Origin of the sequence: Ochrobactrum chromiisoli (assembly GCF_026241335.1) — a bacterium.
Taxonomy (GTDB): Bacteria; Pseudomonadota; Alphaproteobacteria; order Rhizobiales; family Rhizobiaceae; genus Brucella; species Brucella chromiisoli.
The window spans coordinates 99,584-118,872 of the sequence record NZ_JAPHAV010000001.1; the positions used below are offsets into that span (position 1 = coordinate 99,584).

A 19,289-nucleotide genomic window follows, 5' to 3' on the forward strand; every position below is an offset into this window, starting at 1 on the left:
GCCGCCCGGTCTGGGCGGCAGGCATTATCCAACCTTATGCCAATACGATATTGGCAGCAGATTCTGGAAGTTCCTCACCGAAAGCACGCTGATAAAACTCAGCCACAGTCTGGCGTTCAAGCTCATCACACTTGTTGAGGAAGGTCAGGCGGAATGCAAAACCGACATCATTGAAAATGGCAGCATTTTCAGACCAGGTAATGACAGTACGCGGGCTCATCACGGTCGAAAGATCGCCATTGATGAAAGCCTGGCGGGTCATATCGGCCACGCGCACCATCTTGTTGACGATCTCACGGCCTTCCGCATTCTGATAATGCTTTGACTTGGCAAGAACGATGTTCACTTCGTTATCATGCGGCAGATAATTCAGCGTGGTGACGATCGACCAGCGGTCCATCTGCGCCTGATTGATCTGCTGCGTGCCGTGATAAAGGCCGGTCGTATCGCCAAGGCCAACCGTGTTGGCGGTGGCAAACAGGCGGAACGCCGGATGCGGGCGGATGACCCGGCTCTGATCAAGAAGCGTCAGACGGCCCGAGGTTTCCAGAACACGCTGGATCACGAACATAACATCCGGGCGACCGGCATCATATTCATCGAAAACCAGCGCGACATTGTGCTGATAGGCCCAAGGCAGAATGCCGTCCTTGAATTCGGTAACCTGCACACCGTCCTTGACGACGATGGCATCCTTGCCGACGAGATCGATACGGCTGACGTGGCTGTCGAGATTGATGCGGACACACGGCCAGTTGAGACGGGCTGCAACCTGTTCAATATGGGTCGATTTACCCGTTCCGTGATAACCGGAAACCATCACGCGGCGATTATAGGCAAATCCTGCCAGAATTGCGAGCGTCGTCTGACGGTCGAAAATATAATCCGGGTCCGTTTCCGGCACATAGGAATCGCCCGCCGCATAGGCTGGCACACGCATGTCGGAATCGATTCCAAACACGTCGCGTACCGAAACCGTTGTATCCGGCAAATTGGCTATATCCCGCTCAACCTTGTTCATCATGCCTCCAAAGCAGCAGGACTATCCCACCGCGACATTCAAATTCGATCAGGGAGCCTTGCGGTGAACCGGATGACGCCCTTCTGTTTCGTTGCGGGCATCCGTAATCGCATCCGCGCAAAAGCGCAGTAGATGAATGTCCGTCAGGGCATGGTCACGCCCTGATACTCGGCTTATAAAGCCCAGACAGGCTTTAGCAAAAACCTGCCGTCTTGAGCAATTGATAAGCCTGAATGACCTCACGAAATCTTTCTTCCGACCCGCGGTCACCACCATTTGCATCGGGATGGTGTTGCTTCACAAGTTCTTTATAGCGTGCCTTAATCATATCGCTAGTCGAATTTGCTTCAAGACCAAGTGTCGAAAGCGCTTTTATTTCCAAAGTACGCGGTTTGCGCGGTGCATTGCCCGCCGAGGCCGCTTTCGCACCCCGCACGAAGCCAAATGGATCGCGCATACGATTCTGATAGGCCGCAGACCCGGAACGACGCGTCGCCATATCAGGCGACGTGCGCGCAGACCCTGTCGAATTGGATGCGGTTGACCAGGTCGGACGATTGCCGATAATCGCATCCTTCTGGAACTTCGATATTTCCCCATCGGAAAGACCGGAGAAATAATTGAAATTCTTATTATATTCGCGGACGTGATCCACGCAGAAATGCAGATACTCACCCTCGCGCATACGCCCAACCGGCGCACGATGCGTACCAGGCTTATCGCAACCATCCCATTGGCAGCAGGGACCACTGGACTTCTTTTCCGCTTCCTTCTTGGGACGGATGCGGATGCTGTCGAAAAGTTTTGAGTGCGTTGTCATCGAATCAGATTATGCGAATTAAGAGTGGCTAAACAAGAATTGACATTTCGTCCCGAATGGTTTTGGCCATGACTTCAGGGCAAAATCGAATACAGATTGCAATTCCTGTGCGGATTTGCCCCACCGATTGTCGCCGGGGCGACGTCTATATGAGGCACAGCGTCTATATGGGGAGAACTGGCCCAAATGTCCATTCACAATAGCAAACAATCTTCGATGGAAGCAAAACTGCGTGCAGCTTTTGCACCCGAAAGACTTGAAATCATCAATGAAAGCCATCTCCATGCCGGCCATCATCACGAAGATCGTGGCAATCATGAGGTCTATGACGGCACCGGCGAAACACATTTTCGCGTGCGCATCGTGTCCGAAGCTTTTGCAGGCTTAAGCCGTGTTGCACGCCACCGCGCGATCAATGAGCTTCTGAAGCAGGAGCTGGATACCGGCGTTCATGCGCTGGCATTGGAGCCATCCGCTCCCGGTGAAGCCACACGCCGCTGATCGTCCTTATGCCTGAACCTTAAGCCATTTGCGCAAACGCCCCCGCGCATTGGCATAGGGTGAGGATGTATTGAACTGGATCATCCGACCCAGCGTATAGTTCTCATACCATTGAACGCCATATAGTTCGGCGTCTGTATGCGCCGCGATGAGCGCGACCAGCGCATTTTTCGCAGCTTCAAAGCGCAAAAGCAGGTCTAAAAAAGCCAGCGTCTCATAGTCACGGTAAAATTTTGCGGCAAGAGCGCCAAGTTCATTCCATTTAAAGCCCGTTTCTGGAAAATCGACCGCAAGCCGCTGATTACGGCGCTCACACCATTTAAGCACCAGCTCGTTCCATCCGACCAGATAGGCAACAAGATCATGCACGCTCATCAGCGTGCCCTTTGCATGGCCTTCCATGGTCTTTTGCATGGCCTGCTCGGGTTTTACACGCGCAAGATCAAGCTTGAGCCGGGCATAATTTGTTTCAATTGCCGCAAGCAGTTCCAGTTTATTTGAGGGCACAGCCATCAGGCGGAAAGACGCTCTTTCAGGAATTCCAACACCGCGGCAGGCGGTACGTCCTTGGCAATGAAAGATTGGCCGACACCGCGCGTCAAAATGAAGGTGAGTGCACCGCGCGCCACTTTCTTGTCCTGCGCAATGAAATCCATCAGCTTTTCAGCATCCGGCAGACCGCCCGGCACGTCATTGAGCGTGGTCGGCAGGCCAACGGCCTTCAAATGCGCTTCGACACGTTCTGCATCCTCAACGCCGCAAAGGTTCATCTTGACCGAAAAACGATGCGCAAGCGCCATACCGATGGCAACACCCTCGCCATGCACCAGACGGCTTGAATCGTAACCCGTTGCCGTTTCAAGCGCGTGACCAAATGTATGACCAAGATTAAGCAGCGCACGATCGCCATTCTCACGCTCGTCACGTGCCACGACCGCAGCCTTTGAGCGGCAGGACTCAGCAATGGCTTGCGCGCGCGCAGCCCCCCCTGCAAAGACGTCCTGCCAGTTCTTTTCAAGCCAGGCAAAGAAATCCGGGCGGTCAATCAGGCCATATTTGGCCACTTCCGCATAGCCTGCACGAAATTCACGTGGGCTCAGTGTATCAAGCACCTGCGTGTCGGCCAGCACCAGCTGCGGCTGATAGAAAACGCCAACAAGGTTTTTGCCATATTGCGTGTTGATGCCGGTCTTGCCGCCAACAGACGAATCCACCTGCGCAAGCAACGAGGTCGGCATCTGAACAAAATTCATACCGCGCCGCACGATACCGGCTACAAAGCCGGACAGATCGCCCACAACACCGCCACCAAAAGCCACGACCGCGTCACCACGCTCAAGCCTTGCGGCGAGCACAGCATTGGTCACGGTTTCCAGGGTCGAAAAGGATTTCGATTTTTCGCCGGGCGCCACGATAACAGGCGTGGATTCGATGCCCACACGTGCAAAACTTTCCGTCAAAGCTTCCAGATGTGCCTTGGCTACACTCTCATCGGTGACGATAGCCACACGAATGCCCGGCAGGCGCTTTGCAACTTCTTCACCCGCGCGTGCAATCAGACCTTTTCCGATCAGAATGTCGTAAGATCGCTCCCCCAGCGAGACCGGAACTGTCACACTGTCGGCGTTTAAAGAGGCACTCATGCAAATCGTCTCCCAATGCATGTCGTGGAAAAGTGGAAACCGGTTTTCCGATAACAACATGCGTAAAACAACAAATTAGAGCAAGCGTGGCATGTATGATCAGGCCCGCCACGCCCTATCATCAGGCCTGGCCCTTGCTCAGATGCGCGATCAGCGTATCGATCAACTCTCCCGCAATCACTTCCTTCTTATCGTCCCGCGTCATCACATGCAGATCAGCGAAAGCATAAACAGGATAACGGACCTCCATCAGCCGCTGCATCACGCCGCGCGGATCGTCATTTTTCAAAAGCGGGCGGTTCTGACGGCGCGAAACACGGTCCATCAGCACGTCAAGCTCAGCATTCAGCCAGATGGAAACACCGGCATGCGCAATCGCCTCACGGGTTTCGGCATTCATATAAGCGCCGCCGCCGGTCGCCAGAATCATCGGGCCATCATCGAGAAGCCGCAGGATCACCCGGCGCTCCAGATCGCGAAACTCTGCTTCACCATAGGTTTCAAACAGTTCAGGGATGCTCATGCGCGAAACGGTTTCTATTTCCGTATCCACATCGCGGAAAGGCAGACCGAGCATCGTTGCCACTTTACGACCGACTGTCGACTTGCCTGCACCCATCAGCCCAACAAGAACAACCACTTTTGTGCCAAGAAGCCGGCGAACGGCATCTGCCTTGTCGTTAAGATTTGTCTGATTTGCTGTACTGCTCATTGACCTCGTCCATTTATATCGGTTCCACATGAAAAACCGTGCGGCGTCAATTGCTTTCGTCGTCTAAAATGAACCGAAGAGGGCTTTTTATGCATAGAAACAGCCCGTCGCTGCTTTCGTAACACCCCTCCTTGCTTTCGTATCAATAGCACAGCATAAACGCACCATGCCCACGCTGACGCGCATTCTTCTGTTGCTCGCTGTCCTTGCTGCCATTGTCTATGGCGCAATGTTTTCCCTTGCCAATTTTGTAAAACCCACAACCCACGAAATAACGGTGGAGATTCCATCGTCGAAACTCAAACAGACCGTGGTGGCACCACCTGCGCCTGCAACACCGGATGACCAGCAGGCAACAAGCGAAGCGGGACAGGAATAAGATGCGTGCTTCACTGGCGATTGAAAATTTTCTTGAAATGATGAGTGCGGAACGCGGCGCTGCAAGCAACACGCTTGAATCCTACCGCCGCGATCTGGAAGCTGCGGCTGATGCGATGAAGACGCGTGGCGTCAATCTGGCAGAAGCCAGAACTGACGATATCCGTAATGTTCTTGATGGCATGTCGAGCGAAGGCTTTGCCGCCACCTCTCAAGCGCGGCGTCTTTCAGCGCTCAGGCAATTTTTTCGTTTTCTTTATGCCGAAGGCTTTCGGCAGGATGATCCAACCAGCATTATCGATGCCCCCAAAAAGCAAAAGCCGCTGCCAAAAATCATGAGCGTCGAGAATGTCGGGCGTCTTCTTGATCGCGCCGAACGTGAGGCGAAAGAAGCAACAGAGCCATCGGAACGCATCAAAGCCTTGCGCCTGCATGCACTGCTTGAAACGCTTTATGCAACAGGATTGCGTGTCTCCGAACTTGTCGGTCTTCCGGTGAGCGTTGCGCGCACCGATCACCGTTTTCTGATCGTGCGCGGCAAAGGGGCGAAAGATCGCATGGTACCCTTGTCGCAAAAGGCGCGTGAGGCTTTGCAGGCGTTTCTGGCACTGCGCGATTCCCTGCCCGGCTATGATGACAACCCGTGGCTCTTCCCAGCTTTCTCCGAAAGCGGCCATCTGGCGCGTCAGGTTTTTGGCCGGGAACTGAAAAATCTTGCTGCAAGAGCAGGGCTTTCAAGCGCCTCCGTCTCTCCGCATGTGCTGCGCCACGCCTTTGCCAGCCACCTTTTGCAAAACGGCGCAGACCTGAGAACCGTACAGCAATTGCTTGGACATGCAGACATTTCGACCACCCAGATTTACACCCATGTTCTGGAAGAAAGACTGCATAAGCTGGTAACTGAACATCATCCGCTTGCCGATTAAACGCTCTGCGGGTAAGAGGATTTCAGAAAAATTTGCAAGATGCGCGCGAAGTTAATATGTAAGACGCCGTAAAACAGCCGTTTTCTGGCATGTTTTATGCCCGATATCTCTGGAAACGCACAATAGTCAGGCCCGATGTATAACTATCTCGACTTTGAAAAACCCGTTGCCGACCTCGAAGGCCAGATCCTTGAGCTGAAAAAGCTCGCACAGGAACAGGGCAGCGTCGAGATGAGCGACGAGATCAGCCGTCTTGAGAAACGCTCGGCCGATGCACTCAAGGATATTTATCGCAAGCTGACGCCATGGCAGAAGGCGCAGATCGCCCGCCATCCTGATCGTCCGCATTGCCTCGAATATATCAGCCAGCTGTTCACGGAATTCACGCCACTGGCCGGCGACCGTCAGTTTGCCAATGACGAAGCCATTCAGGGCGGCTTTGCCCGCTTCAATGGCCTGCCCGTTGCCATTCTCGGTCAGGAAAAAGGCTCCGACACCAAGACCCGCCTCAAGCATAATTTCGGCTCGGCGCGTCCGGAAGGCTATCGCAAAGCCGTTCGCATTATGGAAATGGCTGACCGTTTCCAGCTTCCCCTCATCACTTTTGTTGACACCGCCGGCGCCTATCCCGGCGTAAGTGCTGAAGAACGCGGACAGGCGGAAGCCATTGCACGCTCCACGGCTGAGTGCCTCAAGCTGCGCGTGCCCGTCATCTCGATCATCATCGGTGAAGGCGGTTCGGGCGGCGCCATTGCGATTGCTGTCGCAAACCGCGTCTATATGCTCGAACATTCAATCTATTCGGTGATTTCGCCTGAAGGGGCAGCTTCCATTCTCTGGCATGATTCCACTCGCGCCAAGGATGCAGCCTCGAATATGCGCATTACCGCGCAGGATTTGTTTGATCTTAAGATTATCGACGGCATCATTCCTGAACCGCTCGGCGGCGCGCATCGCGGTAAAGATGCTGTTATTGCGGCGGCTGGGGACATCATCACCGCCTCATTGCGTTCGATGAAGGATGTTGACGGCGAAACGCTCAAACAGGAGCGCCGTCAGAAATTCCTCGATATCGGCCGTAATATTTAATTTACCATAAAATTCAAAAACTTGCTCCGGCGCAGCCCAAACTGCGCCGGATTTGCATCATGCCGCTATTTCCGCCATATTGCGGACACGCTGTTTTTTAGGTATTTGAGCAAGGATTTATCAACGATACCGAAAGGTTTTGTTGTTAATTTGCGAAGACTGAAAAGTCAGATTTCGAACAGGCTTGATGCGATATGAAGATCAGAACCGCACTTTTGGGAACTCTCATGGCATCCGCTTTGCTGGCGGGCTGTCAGGGTTCGTCCGTTTCCGATCTCAGCCTGCGGGCTGAAAAGCCGCTTCCGCAAAAGATTATTGCCAAGATGCAGGCGAAGGGCATGACCCGCACATCGCCGGTTATGGTGCGCATTTTCAAGGAAGAAGGCGTGCTTGAAGTCTGGAAGCAGAAAAACAACGGCAAGTACGACCAGATTGCATCTTACGAGATTTGCAAATGGTCCGGCAAGCTCGGTCCAAAGTTCATCGAAGGCGATCGTCAGGCGCCAGAAGGCTTCTACACCGTGCGCCCGGCTCAGATGAACCCGAATTCGCAATATCATCTCGCCTTCAATATCGGCTTCCCCAATGCCTATGACCGCGCCCATAACCGCACCGGTCAAAATCTGATGGTGCATGGCGCGTGCTCGTCATCGGGCTGCTATTCAATGACCGATGACAGCATCAGCGAAATTTACGCTTTCGGCCGCGACGCCTTCAAGGGTGGGCAGCGGGATTTCCAGATACAGGCCTTTCCGTTCCGGATGACTGCCGCCAATATGGCGCGTTACAAGAACGATCCGAATTACGGCTTCTGGAAAATGCTCAAGCAGGGCTACGATTCTTTCGAAGCGACGAAGGTGCCGCCGAAGGTTGACGTTTGCGAAAAACGGTATGTCTTCAACGTACCGACACCAAACGGCCAGCCGCTTTCGGCAACCGACGCCTGCCCGCCTTCAGCAACAGCTGAATCGATGGCTTATACCTCGTCTTATGAAAAGACGTTCCAGTCCGCTTTCAGTGCAGCGCAGAAAAAGCCGGCACCATCCATTCAGGGCATCACGGAAGCGAAGCTTGTTTCGGCATGGAGTGCGGCACGTGCACGTGGCGAAAAAGTAACGCGGGAACCGCCTTCGCTTTCACCAAGCTCGGCAGAAACCCCGAACGCACCGGATATTGCGCCAGCGGCAACGCCGATCTCGGCTGTGCCAACCACGGCTATTGCGGCAACGCCAGCAGTCGCCACCAACCCGGTTCAGGCGGCCAATGTGCCAGTGCCACAGCAAAACCCGGCCAATGTTTCGCCAATGACCACGGCAAGCACTGTTGCAGACACCGTTGCGGCTAAAGCGCCTGAAAAGAAAAAAGCCTGGTGGAAGCTCGGCGGAAACTAAAGCGCAATGCGTGAAGAGATAGCTGTCTATGACTTAAGGGGGCTTAAATGCCCTCTTCCTGTTTTAAAAACCCGCAATCGCCTGCAAAACATGGCCTCTGGTTCGCTTCTCTGGGTGGAAACAACCGACCCTTTGTCGGGCATTGATCTTCCGCATTTCTGCACGCAGGAAGGTCACGCTCTGATCAAACAAGAGCGTGACGAAAAACTTTACCGTTTTCTCATTCAGAGAAAATAATCAGCGCGTTGAAAAGCCCGGAATAGCCAGTGGATTGTCCATCATTGCTGCCCGATCCGGGCGATCAATCCCCGCTTTGCCAAGAAATGCATCGAACAGTTCACGCACGTAACTCTCTGGCAAATCCTTGACGATCATCACCAAAAGCGTCTCATGCTCATCCTTCGGCCATTTTGGCAGACGAGCAGGCGGGTGGAAAATCTTCTGCACACCATGGATGACCAGCGGACGATCCGGGTCTTCGGCAATCTGCACAATGCCTTTTACGCGCAACAGCTTTTCGCCATGGGTTGAGCGCAGCAGATCAAGAAACATCTCGAATGTCGAAAACGGAATTGGGGCCTTGTGCCGCAGCGAAAAGGAACGGATCGCATCATCGTGGTGGTGATGATGATGGTGGTCATGATCGCAATCAGGGCCGCACACATGGTCATGGCCATGATGATGGTGCGAATGGTGATGATCGTGATGATCATCATCTTCATAGGCTTCTGCATTGAGCCAGTGCTGCACATCTGCCGTCTTGGTTTCAGGATTATAAAGGCCGCATTCAAAGAGTGCAGCATAACCGGTGCGCGCATCAGAGGCTTCCAGAATGTCCGCACCCGGATTAAGCAGCTTCAATCTTGCCCTGAGTGCTGCAAGCCCGGCCTTTGCTTCGGGCATATCCGCCTTGGTAATGATAATGCGATCGGCCATGGCAGCCTGCTTGACCGCTTCCTCATGATGATCAAGCGTCGCCATTCCATTGACGGCATCAACGGTTGCAAGCACACCGTCAAGGCGGAAAGCCTGCATCAAAACAGGATGCCCCATGATCGAATGCAGCACCGGAGCCGGATCGGCAAGGCCCGTTGTTTCGATGATCACGCGCTTCAATGCCTTGATACGACCTGTCTGAAGACGATCAATCAGATCGGCCAGCGTATCCACCAACTCACCACGCACCGTGCAGCACAGGCAACCATCGGCAAGCTCGATCACCCCTTCACTGGCTTCTTCAACCAGCAGATGATCAATGCTCACTTCACCAAACTCGTTGATAATGACGGCCGTATCGGTCAGCGCCGGGTCTTTGAGCAGACGATTGAGCAACGTTGTCTTGCCCGAGCCAAGAAAGCCGGTCAGTACGGAAACAGGGATTGGATGCGACATGATACGATCTTAATTGATTGAGGCGGCGGCACGCTGTGGGCGTGGCATCGGTACAGGAACCTGCGAAATATCAAGCTGGCCTACGCGGGTAATCTTTGCAGGCGGCGCGGAAACAAGCCCAACCTGAACCGGAACAGGCTCACGGGTCATCGCATGGATATAAGGCGAATTGAGCTGCAAATGCCCCTCGACATCACGGCCATCCCAGCGATCAGCCATGGCCTGCTGGCTGCAGATCGTCTTACGCATATCCACCGCCTGATTGACGGCACTGCTGGCTGGCGGCACCATCGATCCTAAGGTCGGCACACCGGCACCATTGCTGCGAAACGCATCCGTCATAAGCTGTGCAGCCTGCACAGCACGGGTTTCCTGACGGTCGGCCCCAAGCACAACGGCCAAAATAGTGCGTCCCTGACGTGTTGCGGAACTGGCAAGATTAAACCCCGATGCACAGACAAAACCGGTTTTCATCCCATCAGCACCATCGAAGCGGCCGAGCAGAATGTTGTAATTGGCCTGTGGCTTCTTGCCGTCACCCGCATCAATCGCTTCTGTATTGAAATAATGCGCATATTGCGGAAACTCACGGCGCAGTTGCACGCCAAGCACAGCAAGATCGTGTGCGGTCGAATAATTGTTCGGATCATGCAAGCCATTCGGATTGGCAAAATGCGACCCGGTCATGCCGATGCGCTGCGCTTCCGCATTCATGCGCTTGACGAAACCGGCTTCGCTTCCGCCCACGGCCTCCGCAACGGCCACGGCCACATCATTGGCCGACTTTACCAGCATGATCTTGAGCGCATTATCGAGCGTCAATACCGACCCCGGACGATAGCCCATCTTGCTCGGCGGCTCTTTCGAAGCATTGACTGTCATTTTAACAGGCGATTCAAGCGTCAGCTGACCCGACTGAAGCGCGCGAAACGTGACATAAGCCGTCATCATCTTGGTCAGCGAAGCCGGATACCAGCGCTGGAAAGGATCCTGCGCAGAATAAACCTTGCCGGTCGCCACATCGACAGCAATCGATGGATTGGCCAGAGCAGCCGACAAAGTCAGGGCGGATAAAACCGCTGCTGCACCCAGGATTTTCAACGACTTCGCGATCATTTGTAGTTCCAATCAGCAAGGGCCTTAAAAGCCTGCGAATATATCAGTCAAAAAGCAAGATTTGCACTGCTCTTATCTATGCCATGTGGCAACCAAAAGGCAAATAGCGCATGCGCGGAAAAGTGGGAACCGGTTTGCCGATAACGCATGCGTGAGGAATAATCCCTGAAGCGCCAGGCGCTTTAGGGATTGCCCGCTTTCACCGAAACGTCATATTCTCCCGACATCTGCTTATTGAGAATCTCAGGATATTTCCGAAATGCCAGTGCTTAATCGTGTCGTCGAAACTGAAAGCCAGATCGCCGCATGGCGCCGCCATCTGCATCAGAACCCGGAACTGCTTTATGATGTTCACGAAACGGCGCGTTTTGTGGAAGAAAAGCTGAAATCTTTCGGCTGCGATCTGGTTGAAACCGGCATTGGACGCAGCGGCGTCGTTGCGGTCATCAAGGGCCGCCATGGCGATGGTCCGGCCATTGGCCTGCGCGCCGACATGGATGCGCTGCCGATCACCGAGACCAGCGGCGTTGAATGGGCATCCAAAAATCCGGGCAAAGCGCATTCCTGTGGCCATGATGGTCACACATCCATGCTGCTGGGCGCTGCACAATATCTGGCTGAAACCCGCAATTTCCGCGGCTCTGCTGTTGTGCTGTTCCAACCGGCTGAAGAGGGTGGCGCTGGCGCGCTGGCCATGGTTCAAGATGGCGTGATGGATCGCTTCGGCATTTCGGAAGTCTATGGCGTGCACAATCTGCCGGGCCTTCCTGTTGGCCAGTTTTCGATGTGCAAAGGCCCAATCATGGCCGCAACAGACGAGTTCGACCTGTTCATCACCGGACGCGGCGGCCATGCAGCCCAGCCGCACCGCACGATTGATCCGATCCTTGCCGGGTCGCAACTGCACCTTGCCATTCAGGGCATTGTGGCGCGCAATATCGATCCGCTCGATTCTCTCGTGATCTCGGTCACGAAGTTTCATGCGGGCGAGGCCTATAACGTCATTCCTGAAACGGCCAAGCTTTCGGGCACCGTGCGAACCTTGAGCAAGGAAACCCGCGCCTATGCAGAGCGCCGCATTCGTGAAGCGGCAGCGGGCATTGCAGCTGTGACCGGTGCAGACATTACGGTTCGCTACAAAAACAACTATCCTGTCACCTATAACCACGCCGAGCAGACCGATTTTGCGGCGCGCGTGGCAAAAAATGTGGCAGGCGAAGGCAAAGTGAAAACCGATGTCGCGCCGATGATGGCCGCAGAGGATTTTTCCTACATGCTGGAAGCACGCCCCGGCGCTTATATCTTCCTCGGCAATGGTGACACGCCCGGCCTGCATCACCCTGCCTATGACTTCAACGACGCAGCCATTCCTTATGGCGTGAGCTATTTTGTGTCGGTGATTGAAACCGCGCTTGCCGCCTGACGTCGAGAGCATTTGATGTTTTGAGTGAATCGCTGAAAATGCTCTTTTTATTAAGAGAAAATGCGCCTCCCCCGCTTTTTGCGGGGTTGGCGAATGGCACGAAAAACAGTATGTGTCGAAAAATGCTTAGCTTAGAGCGCATCCCGAAACAAGCGAAGCGGTTTTCGGATTAAGATGCGCGTTGAATAATTATTTTGAGCATTCAGATTGCTGGTCCCGTAGCTCAGTAGGATAGAGCGCAAGATTCCTAATCTTGAGGCCACTGGTTCGAATCCAGTCGGGATCACCATTTAAATGCCTGTTATCTTTTTCAAATCAGCATGAACATAATTCACCCGCAAACAAGCTAATTAGCCCGCTCAAAAGCGATCCCAATAAAGCAAATGAGATAATTATTCAGTTACAAGACGGTAGATGAGATCGTTAACTTTCTAATTTCTTGACGGCACTACATGACTCTGCCAGCTTACCAATATATCGGGATTTAAATTTCGAGTTGCTTATGGGGGATAATGTATGAGCACTTTCGAAGAAAGCATCAAAGTTATTGCTGAACGTGTAAAAACGCATTCGAGTACTATGGCGACAGAGGAGGCAGTTAAGACAGCTGTTGTCTTACCTTTTCTTCGAGCTTTAGGTTACGATGTCTTTGATCCCAATGAAGTCATTCCCGAATTTACAGCCGATGCGGTTGGAAAAAAAGGCGAGAAGGTCGATTATGCAATCTACATGGATAATCAAATACGCATTCTGATAGAATGCAAGCCAATCAACGTTAACTTGGAAAAAAAGCACTTAGATCAGCTTTATCGGTATTTCAGCGTCACCAGCGCCAAATTTGCCATTTTGACCAATGGTCGCACATTCAATTTCTATACCGATCTGGATGCGTTAAATAAGCTTGATACCCGTCCCTTTTTCGTTTTCGATCTCGCAGACTTTAACCCGGTAATCGCAGCGGAACTAAAAAAATTCGAAAAAGGCAGTTTCAACGAAGACAGTATTTTAGCCACTGCTGAACGTCTAAAGTACACTTCGGGTATAAAAAAGGCTATCAACAAGCTCATAGAAGATCCATCAGAGGATTTTGTTAGAATCGTTTCGAGTGATGTGTATGAAAAGCGCTTCACGGCCAGCGTAAAAGAAATGCTTACTGCGGTAACCAAGTCTGCCTTCCGCGACGTAATTATGGATGCGGTGAAGAACCGCTTATCCAACGCACTTGCTGAAACACAGCAGGTTATTGAAGAGATCGAACAGCCCGAAGAAGAAGCCGAAATCGTAACAACCGAAGATGAAATCGAAGGTTTTATGATTGTCCGGGCCATATGCCGAGAAGTGGTTCCGGCGAAGCGGATTGTAATGCGCGATGCCAAGTCATATTGCGCCATTCTTCTGGACGATAATAATCGTAAGCCGCTGGTACGCCTACATTTCAATCGCGCAACAAAGTACATCGGGATTTTTGACGGCGATACTGAAGACCGCGTAATCATCGAAACCCTTGATCAAATATATGAATATGCAGATCGTATAAAAATCGCAGCTCAAAAATACTCTTGATTACAATAAACTCATCTGCCAGCCGAGCTACTATAACATAGTTTATAGGCTCGACTGACAGTTTGAAAAATTCTTTTTAGCAAAGATCACCACCGTTTCCTCATCCTTCATAGGGCCAATTGGCTTGTGAAAACACACCGCCATCAACCCATAAAGTTTGCCCGGTTACAAACTGCGCGGCATCGGATGCAAAAAACAGCGCTGGACCACAAATATCATCCGCAGTGCCCACCCGTCGCAGCGGCGTAATGCGGCTCCATGTGCCTGCATAATCCGGCTGCTCCTGTGCTGTGCGTTCGTTGAGAATAGCGCCGGGTGCCACGCAGTTCACCCGAATGCCGTGTGGGCCCAGTTCAACCGCGGAAACCTTGGTGAACTGCTCGATACCACCCTTGGAGGCCGTATAGGAAACCAGTTTCGGAAAAGCCAGTTTGTTGCAGCCAGAGCCGATATTAATGATCGATCCGCCCTTGCCCACATCGATCATCCGCTTGGCTGCGGCCTTGGTGTTGAGAAAACAGCCCTTCATATTGGTGCGGATAACATCGTCCCAGCCCTCTTCGGAAAGCTCCAGCAAGGTGCTCCATACCTGAATACCGGCATTGTTGATCAGCACATCCGGCGCATCGCCATACCAGCTGCAAACCTCGTCAAAGAACTCTTCAACCTCCGCGCCAAGACCCACATCGCATTCAAGCCCAAGTGCCTGACCACCAGCCGCTTCAACCGCCTGCATCAATGTGTCTGCCGTATCAACATCACCCCGGTAGCTGAAAGCAACCGCATATCCCGCTCTGGCCAGAGCCAGCACGAGATGCCTTCCAATGCCGGTGCTTCCACCTGTGACGACTGCAAACCCACTCATAAAATTCCCTCCCAAAGAATATCGAAAAGGAATTTAATCAAAGTTCGGCAATGGTAAAGCTGAGAAATTGGAAATATCAATTTTCCCGAAAGAGGAGAGCAAGATGAACCCCGATATTGAAACTGCCAATGGCGCCTGCCACTGCGGAACGGTTCGCTTTCGTGTGAAGCTTTCCGATGGTCTTCACACGGCACGCCGCTGCACCTGCTCCTATTGCCGGATGCGCGGCGCTGTCGCCGTTTCTGCCGAACTCAATGGCGTTGAAATTCTGGAAGGCAAAGAGGCGCTGACGCTCTATACATTCAACACAGGAGCCGCGAAGCACTATTTCTGCTCGAAATGCGGGATCTACACCTTCCACCAGCGCCGTTCAAACCCACAGCAATATGGTGTCAACGTTGCCTGTCTCGAAGGCATTTCACCCTTCGACTTTGCCAGTATTCCGGTCAATGATGGCGTAAACCACCCATCTGACAATCCGAAGCGCAAAGGGTCTGGCATTGCTGGCTATCTGCATTTTGAGCCAGTTGTGGATGAAGATTAAATCCTTGATCGCCGCTTCTGTTCATTTTTCTCCCATGAAAACACAAAAGGCGGCAGCGGGTCGAGACCGCGAATAATATCCGCACCCTTTTCGCCGACCATGATGGTCGGCGCATTGGTGTTGCACGACGGAACACGTGGCATGATCGAACTGTCGCACACCCGCAGACCTTCAAGACCGCGTACTTTGAGCTCCAGATCGACAACAGCCATCGCATCTGTCCCCATCCTGCAGGTGCCGACCGGATGATGATCGGTCTTGGCATTGGCACAGGCATAATCGAACAGATCATCATCACTGACGACCTTTGGGCCCGGTAGACGCTCGGCCATGACATAAGGTTTCAATGCATCCTGGCTCAGGATTTCGCGCGCGATCTTCAGGCCTTCCAGCGACATTTTGCGATCATGCGGATCGCTCCAGTAATTGGGGTCAATCAGGGGTGCTGCAGCCGGATCACTGGAAGCCAGCCGCACGGTGCCACGCGAGCGCGGATGCAGATAAGCGGAATTAAGCGTCACGCCTGCATTTTTGAGCTTCTCAACACCCGCCTCAATGCCCGAACCAAGCCCCAGATGAAACTGGATATCCGGTGAGCGGGCATCCGGGTCCGCATACCAGAAGCCGCCGGTTTCAAAGAGGCTCGATGCCACCGGGCCAGAGCGCAAAAAGATATATTGCAAGCCCGCGCCCAGCGTCCGGTGCAATTTCACCACGCCATCATAGGTGTGATCGCCCGTACATTCGGCAATGACAAACAGATCAAGATGATCCTGCATGTTCTCACCCACACCCGGCAGATCATGTTTTACATTCACGCCCACTTTTTTAAGATGATCGGCAGGGCCGATGCCCGATTGCAGCAGAAGTTTTGGTGAACCAATGGCACCGGAGGAGACAATCACCTCGCGGTTTGCGCGCAAAACCTCGCCGCTCATCAGCGTAACACCGGTGACTAGGGTGTTTTCCAGATTGACCGCGCGCACCGGCGCATTCATCCGCACGGTCAGATTTTTGCGATCCCTGATCGGTGTGAGATAAGCAAGGGATGCCGACGAGCGACGGCGATTGCGCTGGGTGAGCTGATAAAAACCGACGCCTGCCTGATCACGACCATTAAAATCCGCATTATACGGAATGCCGAGTTCTTGACCCGCGCGGATATAGGCATCACAGATAGGCAGCGGCGCTGAAGGCATCGAAACGCCAAGCGGCCCGCCATAGGAATGAAAATCATCGTTGAACCGCTGATTGTCTTCAGCGCGTTTGAAATAGGGCAACACATGGCGATAGTCCCAGCCGGTACAGCCGTCCTCATTCGCCCAGAGATCATAGTCGACTGCATTGCCACGCGTGTAAATCTGCGCATTGATGCTGGATCCACCGCCGATGACTTTTGCCTGCGTATAGCGCAAAACACGATTTTTCAGATGTTTTTGCGGAACGGTCTCCCAGCCCCAACTGGCCACCCCCTTTGTCATCTTGGCAAAACCGGCAGGCATGTGAAACAGCGGATTCCAGTCGCTTCCACCGGCTTCCAGCAGCAGCACTTTTATCGCTGCCTCTTCACTCAATCGATTGGCGAGAACACAACCGGCAGGACCGCCACCAACGATGATATAGTCATACTTCATGCGTTTCTCCTCCCGAGAAACTAAAGCTTCGCAATCGACAGGCCGCCATCGACATTGATCGCCGAGCCTGTCGCAAAAATGAAATCGCCACTGGCAAGTTGCGCCACAATCGCACCGACATCGCCTGCCTCTCCCCAGCGTTTCATCGGCACCAGACCGCCTTCGATCAGTCCGTCATAACGCTCGGCAACACGCGCTGTCATATCGGTGCGGATGATACCAGGACGCACCTCAAACACGCCGATCCGTGCTTCGGCAAGACGCAGCGCTAGCCCCTGCACGAAAGCTGTCAGTCCCGCTTTACTGATGCAGTAATCAAGCCTTTCGGGCGAAGTCATCACCGATGAAACCGAACTGATCGTCACGATACTGCGCGGAAAACGCACATCCGTCACCGCCAGCATGGATTTCACCACCGCTTGCGTAAAAAACACTGTGCCGCGCAGGTTCACGCTCATAATCGTGTCGAAATTCTCAAGCTTAAGCCCAAGAAAATCCCCGCGCTCGACTGAGCCCATGCCAGCATTGTTGACGAGACAATCAATGCCACCCAGCGCCTTCACTACGGCTGAAACCGTCGCTTCATGCGTTTCGACACAAGCCAGATCGCTTTCAAAGAAAACCACCCTTCCCCCAAGCCCGCGCAATTCATGGATGACCGCCTCGTCACGCTCTCGGTCGGTAATCGCCAGATCGAACCCTTTGGCGGCCAAGGCGCGCGCGATGCCAAGCCCGATCCCGCGCCGCCCGCCAGTCACCAGTGCCACTGGTCTTTGACGGTTCATAGGAGCCTCTCCCGGTTCAGGTAATCAGCAACGCGCAGAGCCTGCGCGGCAATGGTCAGCGCAGGATTGACCGCCGCCGAAGTCGGCAGAAATGACGCATCGACCACGTAGAGATTGGGATGGTCATAAGCACGGCAATAAGGATCAAGCGGCGCAGTTGCGGAATCATTGCCAATCCGCACCGTGCCGCATTGATGCGATGGTGTTCGCCTGTCGAACGCCCGCGACAGCACGATTGGAAACCCTGCCTGCTTGAGCGCAGATTTGAGCTTATCAACCAGCATCAGATGCGCCTTCCAGTTGGAACGCACCCAATGCAGAACGATGCGATCACCATCCACGCTCAAGCGACTTTCCGGCGATGGCAGATCTTCGCTCATCGCGTAAAAATCAATCGTATGCCCGGCAATGCGGTTTAAAAGCCATTCCGGCACCTGGCGCATGTTGGATTTCAGGATCGCGCCCGACACCCGCCCCAGCAACTGCACATTGCCAAGCGGCGGCCCACCCGCCCCATCGCTTAGATAGTAATCGTTGAAGCCAAAGGTCTTCTGATAAACGCTGTCATTGCGATAATGCGGATCAAACCCAATCACCGCACTGGCATTGTGGTTCATGAAATTGCGACCGACCTGATCGGAACGGTTCGCCAGTCCCGAACGCAGCAAAAGCGCTGCCGACTGCACGGCTCCCGCTGAGAGAATGACCAGCTTTGGATGCAGGACCAGCGCCTCGCCATTCTTCACATAATGAACTTCTGTAATGGTTTTACCATCGGGCCCGGTTTCAAGCTTTATTACCCGCGCGGATGTTTCAAGCCGGACATTCGGATGTTTAAGCGCTAGTGCTAACGGACAAGTTTCCGCATCCATTTTGCCGTCATTGCTGTTGGGATGCGCATCCCACGGCGTTTTGGCCTTCGCCAGCCAGCGATCAATATCAACGCCCAATGGCAAGGAAGCCGGATGCAGCCCTGCTTTCTTCAGCCGTGCGCGCAGATCGGCAATCGGACGTTCATCCCGGATTGCCGGATAGGAATAGGGCTTTGAATGATAGGGTTCAGTGGGGTCATCACCCAATTCACCGCGCACCTGAAAAAGCTCTTCCGCCTTGCAATACCAGGGCTCAAGCGCGTCGTATGAAAATGGCCATGCGGGAGACACGCCTTCCAGATGCACCAGCTCCTCAAAGTCCTCGCGCCGATAGCGCACCAGCACTGCGCCATAGAATTTGGAATTGCCGCCGACATTGTAATAATTACCGGGATTAAACGGCGTACCATCCGTCTCATACCAGAACTCTTTCGGGCGAAAGAAACCACGCTGGAAAATAGCGCGCGGGTCGCGGTTTTCCGGCCTGTCCGGCAAATGCTCCCCTGCCTCAAGAATAAGGATGTCAGCACCTGATGCGCTCAGACCGGCGGCTATGCTAGCACCGCCGATACCCGATCCGATGATGACAATATCCGGCTGTCCTCCCAAAGCCG

General features: G+C 53.4%; 20 protein-coding genes and 1 tRNA gene. 10 read left to right on the forward strand and 11 right to left on the reverse strand.

Annotated features, from left to right (window positions below; genetic code table 11):
• Positions 1-34: 34 nt before the first annotated feature.
• Both cobS and OPR82_RS00515 read right to left on the reverse strand, forming a co-directional pair.
• On the reverse strand, positions 35-1,021 hold the full coding sequence (cobS, locus tag OPR82_RS00510) for a cobaltochelatase subunit CobS (RefSeq protein ID WP_265983802.1): 987 nt from the start codon (positions 1,019-1,021) through the stop codon (positions 35-37).
• 193 nt (positions 1,022-1,214) lie between these two features.
• On the reverse strand, positions 1,215-1,841 hold the full coding sequence (locus OPR82_RS00515) for a J domain-containing protein (protein WP_265982396.1): 627 nt from the start codon (positions 1,839-1,841) through the stop codon (positions 1,215-1,217).
• 186 nt (positions 1,842-2,027) lie between these two features.
• Here OPR82_RS00515 and OPR82_RS00520 point away from each other — a divergent pair, with 186 nt between their 5' ends.
• Positions 2,028-2,342: a BolA family protein gene (locus OPR82_RS00520; protein ID WP_265982397.1), complete on the forward strand. Its 315-nt coding sequence runs from the start codon at positions 2,028-2,030 to the stop codon at positions 2,340-2,342.
• A 6-nt stretch (positions 2,343-2,348) separates the two neighbouring features.
• Here the strand turns inward: OPR82_RS00520 and OPR82_RS00525 are convergent, their stop codons facing one another.
• From OPR82_RS00525 to OPR82_RS00535, 3 genes are all read right to left on the reverse strand, one after another.
• Positions 2,349-2,855: a ClbS/DfsB family four-helix bundle protein gene (locus OPR82_RS00525; RefSeq protein WP_265982398.1), complete on the reverse strand. Its 507-nt coding sequence runs from the start codon at positions 2,853-2,855 to the stop codon at positions 2,349-2,351.
• Positions 2,855-3,985: a 3-dehydroquinate synthase gene (gene aroB / locus OPR82_RS00530; RefSeq protein WP_265982399.1), complete on the reverse strand. Its 1,131-nt coding sequence runs from the start codon at positions 3,983-3,985 to the stop codon at positions 2,855-2,857. Before aroB ends, OPR82_RS00525 begins: the two co-directional genes overlap by 1 nt.
• Positions 3,986-4,106: 121 nt before the next feature.
• Positions 4,107-4,697, reverse strand: a complete 591-nt coding sequence (locus OPR82_RS00535) for a shikimate kinase (RefSeq protein WP_265982400.1) — start codon at positions 4,695-4,697, stop codon at positions 4,107-4,109.
• 166 nt (positions 4,698-4,863) lie between these two features.
• On the opposite strand from OPR82_RS00535, the gene OPR82_RS00540 reads away from it, so the two are divergent.
• From OPR82_RS00540 to OPR82_RS00560, 5 genes are all read left to right on the forward strand, one after another.
• On the forward strand, positions 4,864-5,076 hold the full coding sequence (locus tag OPR82_RS00540) for a hypothetical protein (protein WP_265982401.1): 213 nt from the start codon (positions 4,864-4,866) through the stop codon (positions 5,074-5,076).
• A gap of 1 nt (position 5,077) precedes the next feature.
• Positions 5,078-6,001, forward strand: coding sequence for a site-specific tyrosine recombinase XerD (gene xerD, locus OPR82_RS00545; RefSeq protein WP_265982402.1), 924 nt, complete (start codon positions 5,078-5,080; stop codon positions 5,999-6,001).
• A gap of 135 nt (positions 6,002-6,136) precedes the next feature.
• Positions 6,137-7,090 carry an acetyl-CoA carboxylase carboxyltransferase subunit alpha gene (locus OPR82_RS00550; protein ID WP_265982403.1) on the forward strand — a complete coding sequence of 318 codons (954 nt, stop codon included), beginning with the start codon at positions 6,137-6,139 and terminating at the stop codon, positions 7,088-7,090.
• Between the two features lie 194 nt (positions 7,091-7,284).
• Entirely contained in the window at positions 7,285-8,481 is a 1,197-nt protein-coding gene (locus OPR82_RS00555) for a hypothetical protein (protein WP_265982404.1), read from the forward strand.
• Between the two features lie 6 nt (positions 8,482-8,487).
• Positions 8,488-8,718 carry a sulfurtransferase TusA family protein gene (locus OPR82_RS00560; RefSeq protein WP_265982405.1) on the forward strand — a complete coding sequence of 77 codons (231 nt, stop codon included), beginning with the start codon at positions 8,488-8,490 and terminating at the stop codon, positions 8,716-8,718.
• On the opposite strand, the gene OPR82_RS00565 is transcribed toward OPR82_RS00560, so the two are convergent.
• Positions 8,719-9,873: a CobW family GTP-binding protein gene (locus OPR82_RS00565; RefSeq protein ID WP_265982406.1), complete on the reverse strand. Its 1,155-nt coding sequence runs from the start codon at positions 9,871-9,873 to the stop codon at positions 8,719-8,721. It lies immediately after the preceding gene.
• 9 nt (positions 9,874-9,882) lie between these two features.
• Positions 9,883-10,989: a D-alanyl-D-alanine carboxypeptidase family protein gene (locus OPR82_RS00570; RefSeq protein WP_265982407.1), complete on the reverse strand. Its 1,107-nt coding sequence runs from the start codon at positions 10,987-10,989 to the stop codon at positions 9,883-9,885.
• Positions 10,990-11,248: 259 nt separating this feature from the next.
• Between OPR82_RS00570 and OPR82_RS00575 the strand changes: the two genes are divergently transcribed.
• The 3 genes from OPR82_RS00575 (at position 11,249) to OPR82_RS00585 (ending at position 13,975) form a co-directional block, all read left to right on the forward strand.
• Positions 11,249-12,412, forward strand: coding sequence for a M20 aminoacylase family protein (locus OPR82_RS00575; RefSeq protein ID WP_265982408.1), 1,164 nt, complete (start codon positions 11,249-11,251; stop codon positions 12,410-12,412).
• A gap of 212 nt (positions 12,413-12,624) precedes the next feature.
• Positions 12,625-12,701 (forward strand) — tRNA-Arg (locus tag OPR82_RS00580).
• A gap of 227 nt (positions 12,702-12,928) precedes the next feature.
• Entirely contained in the window at positions 12,929-13,975 is a 1,047-nt protein-coding gene (locus tag OPR82_RS00585; RefSeq protein ID WP_265982409.1) for a type I restriction endonuclease, read from the forward strand.
• Between the two features lie 100 nt (positions 13,976-14,075).
• Here the strand turns inward: OPR82_RS00585 and OPR82_RS00590 are convergent, their stop codons facing one another.
• A complete protein-coding gene (locus OPR82_RS00590) occupies positions 14,076-14,840 on the reverse strand; it encodes an SDR family NAD(P)-dependent oxidoreductase (RefSeq protein WP_265982410.1) in 765 nt (254 codons plus the stop codon).
• 103 nt (positions 14,841-14,943) lie between these two features.
• On the opposite strand from OPR82_RS00590, the gene OPR82_RS00595 reads away from it, so the two are divergent.
• The gene (locus OPR82_RS00595; RefSeq protein WP_265982411.1) at positions 14,944-15,384 is read left to right on the forward strand and encodes a GFA family protein; all 441 of its coding nucleotides are present in this window, start codon (positions 14,944-14,946) and stop codon (positions 15,382-15,384) included.
• Here the strand turns inward: OPR82_RS00595 and OPR82_RS00600 are convergent.
• The 3 genes from OPR82_RS00600 to OPR82_RS00610 are packed head-to-tail and all read right to left on the reverse strand — an operon-like array spanning position 15,381 to position 19,284.
• Complete coding sequence (locus OPR82_RS00600; protein WP_265982412.1) at positions 15,381-17,018, reverse strand: GMC family oxidoreductase; 1,638 nt, start codon at positions 17,016-17,018, stop codon at positions 15,381-15,383. The two genes, OPR82_RS00595 and OPR82_RS00600, sit on opposite strands and share 4 nt — an antisense overlap.
• 20 nt (positions 17,019-17,038) lie before the next feature.
• Complete coding sequence (locus OPR82_RS00605; protein ID WP_265982413.1) at positions 17,039-17,803, reverse strand: 3-ketoacyl-ACP reductase; 765 nt, start codon at positions 17,801-17,803, stop codon at positions 17,039-17,041.
• On the reverse strand, positions 17,800-19,284 hold the full coding sequence (locus OPR82_RS00610; RefSeq protein ID WP_265983803.1) for a GMC oxidoreductase: 1,485 nt from the start codon (positions 19,282-19,284) through the stop codon (positions 17,800-17,802). Before OPR82_RS00610 ends, OPR82_RS00605 begins: the two co-directional genes overlap by 4 nt.
• Between the last annotated feature and the right edge of the window lie 5 nt (positions 19,285-19,289).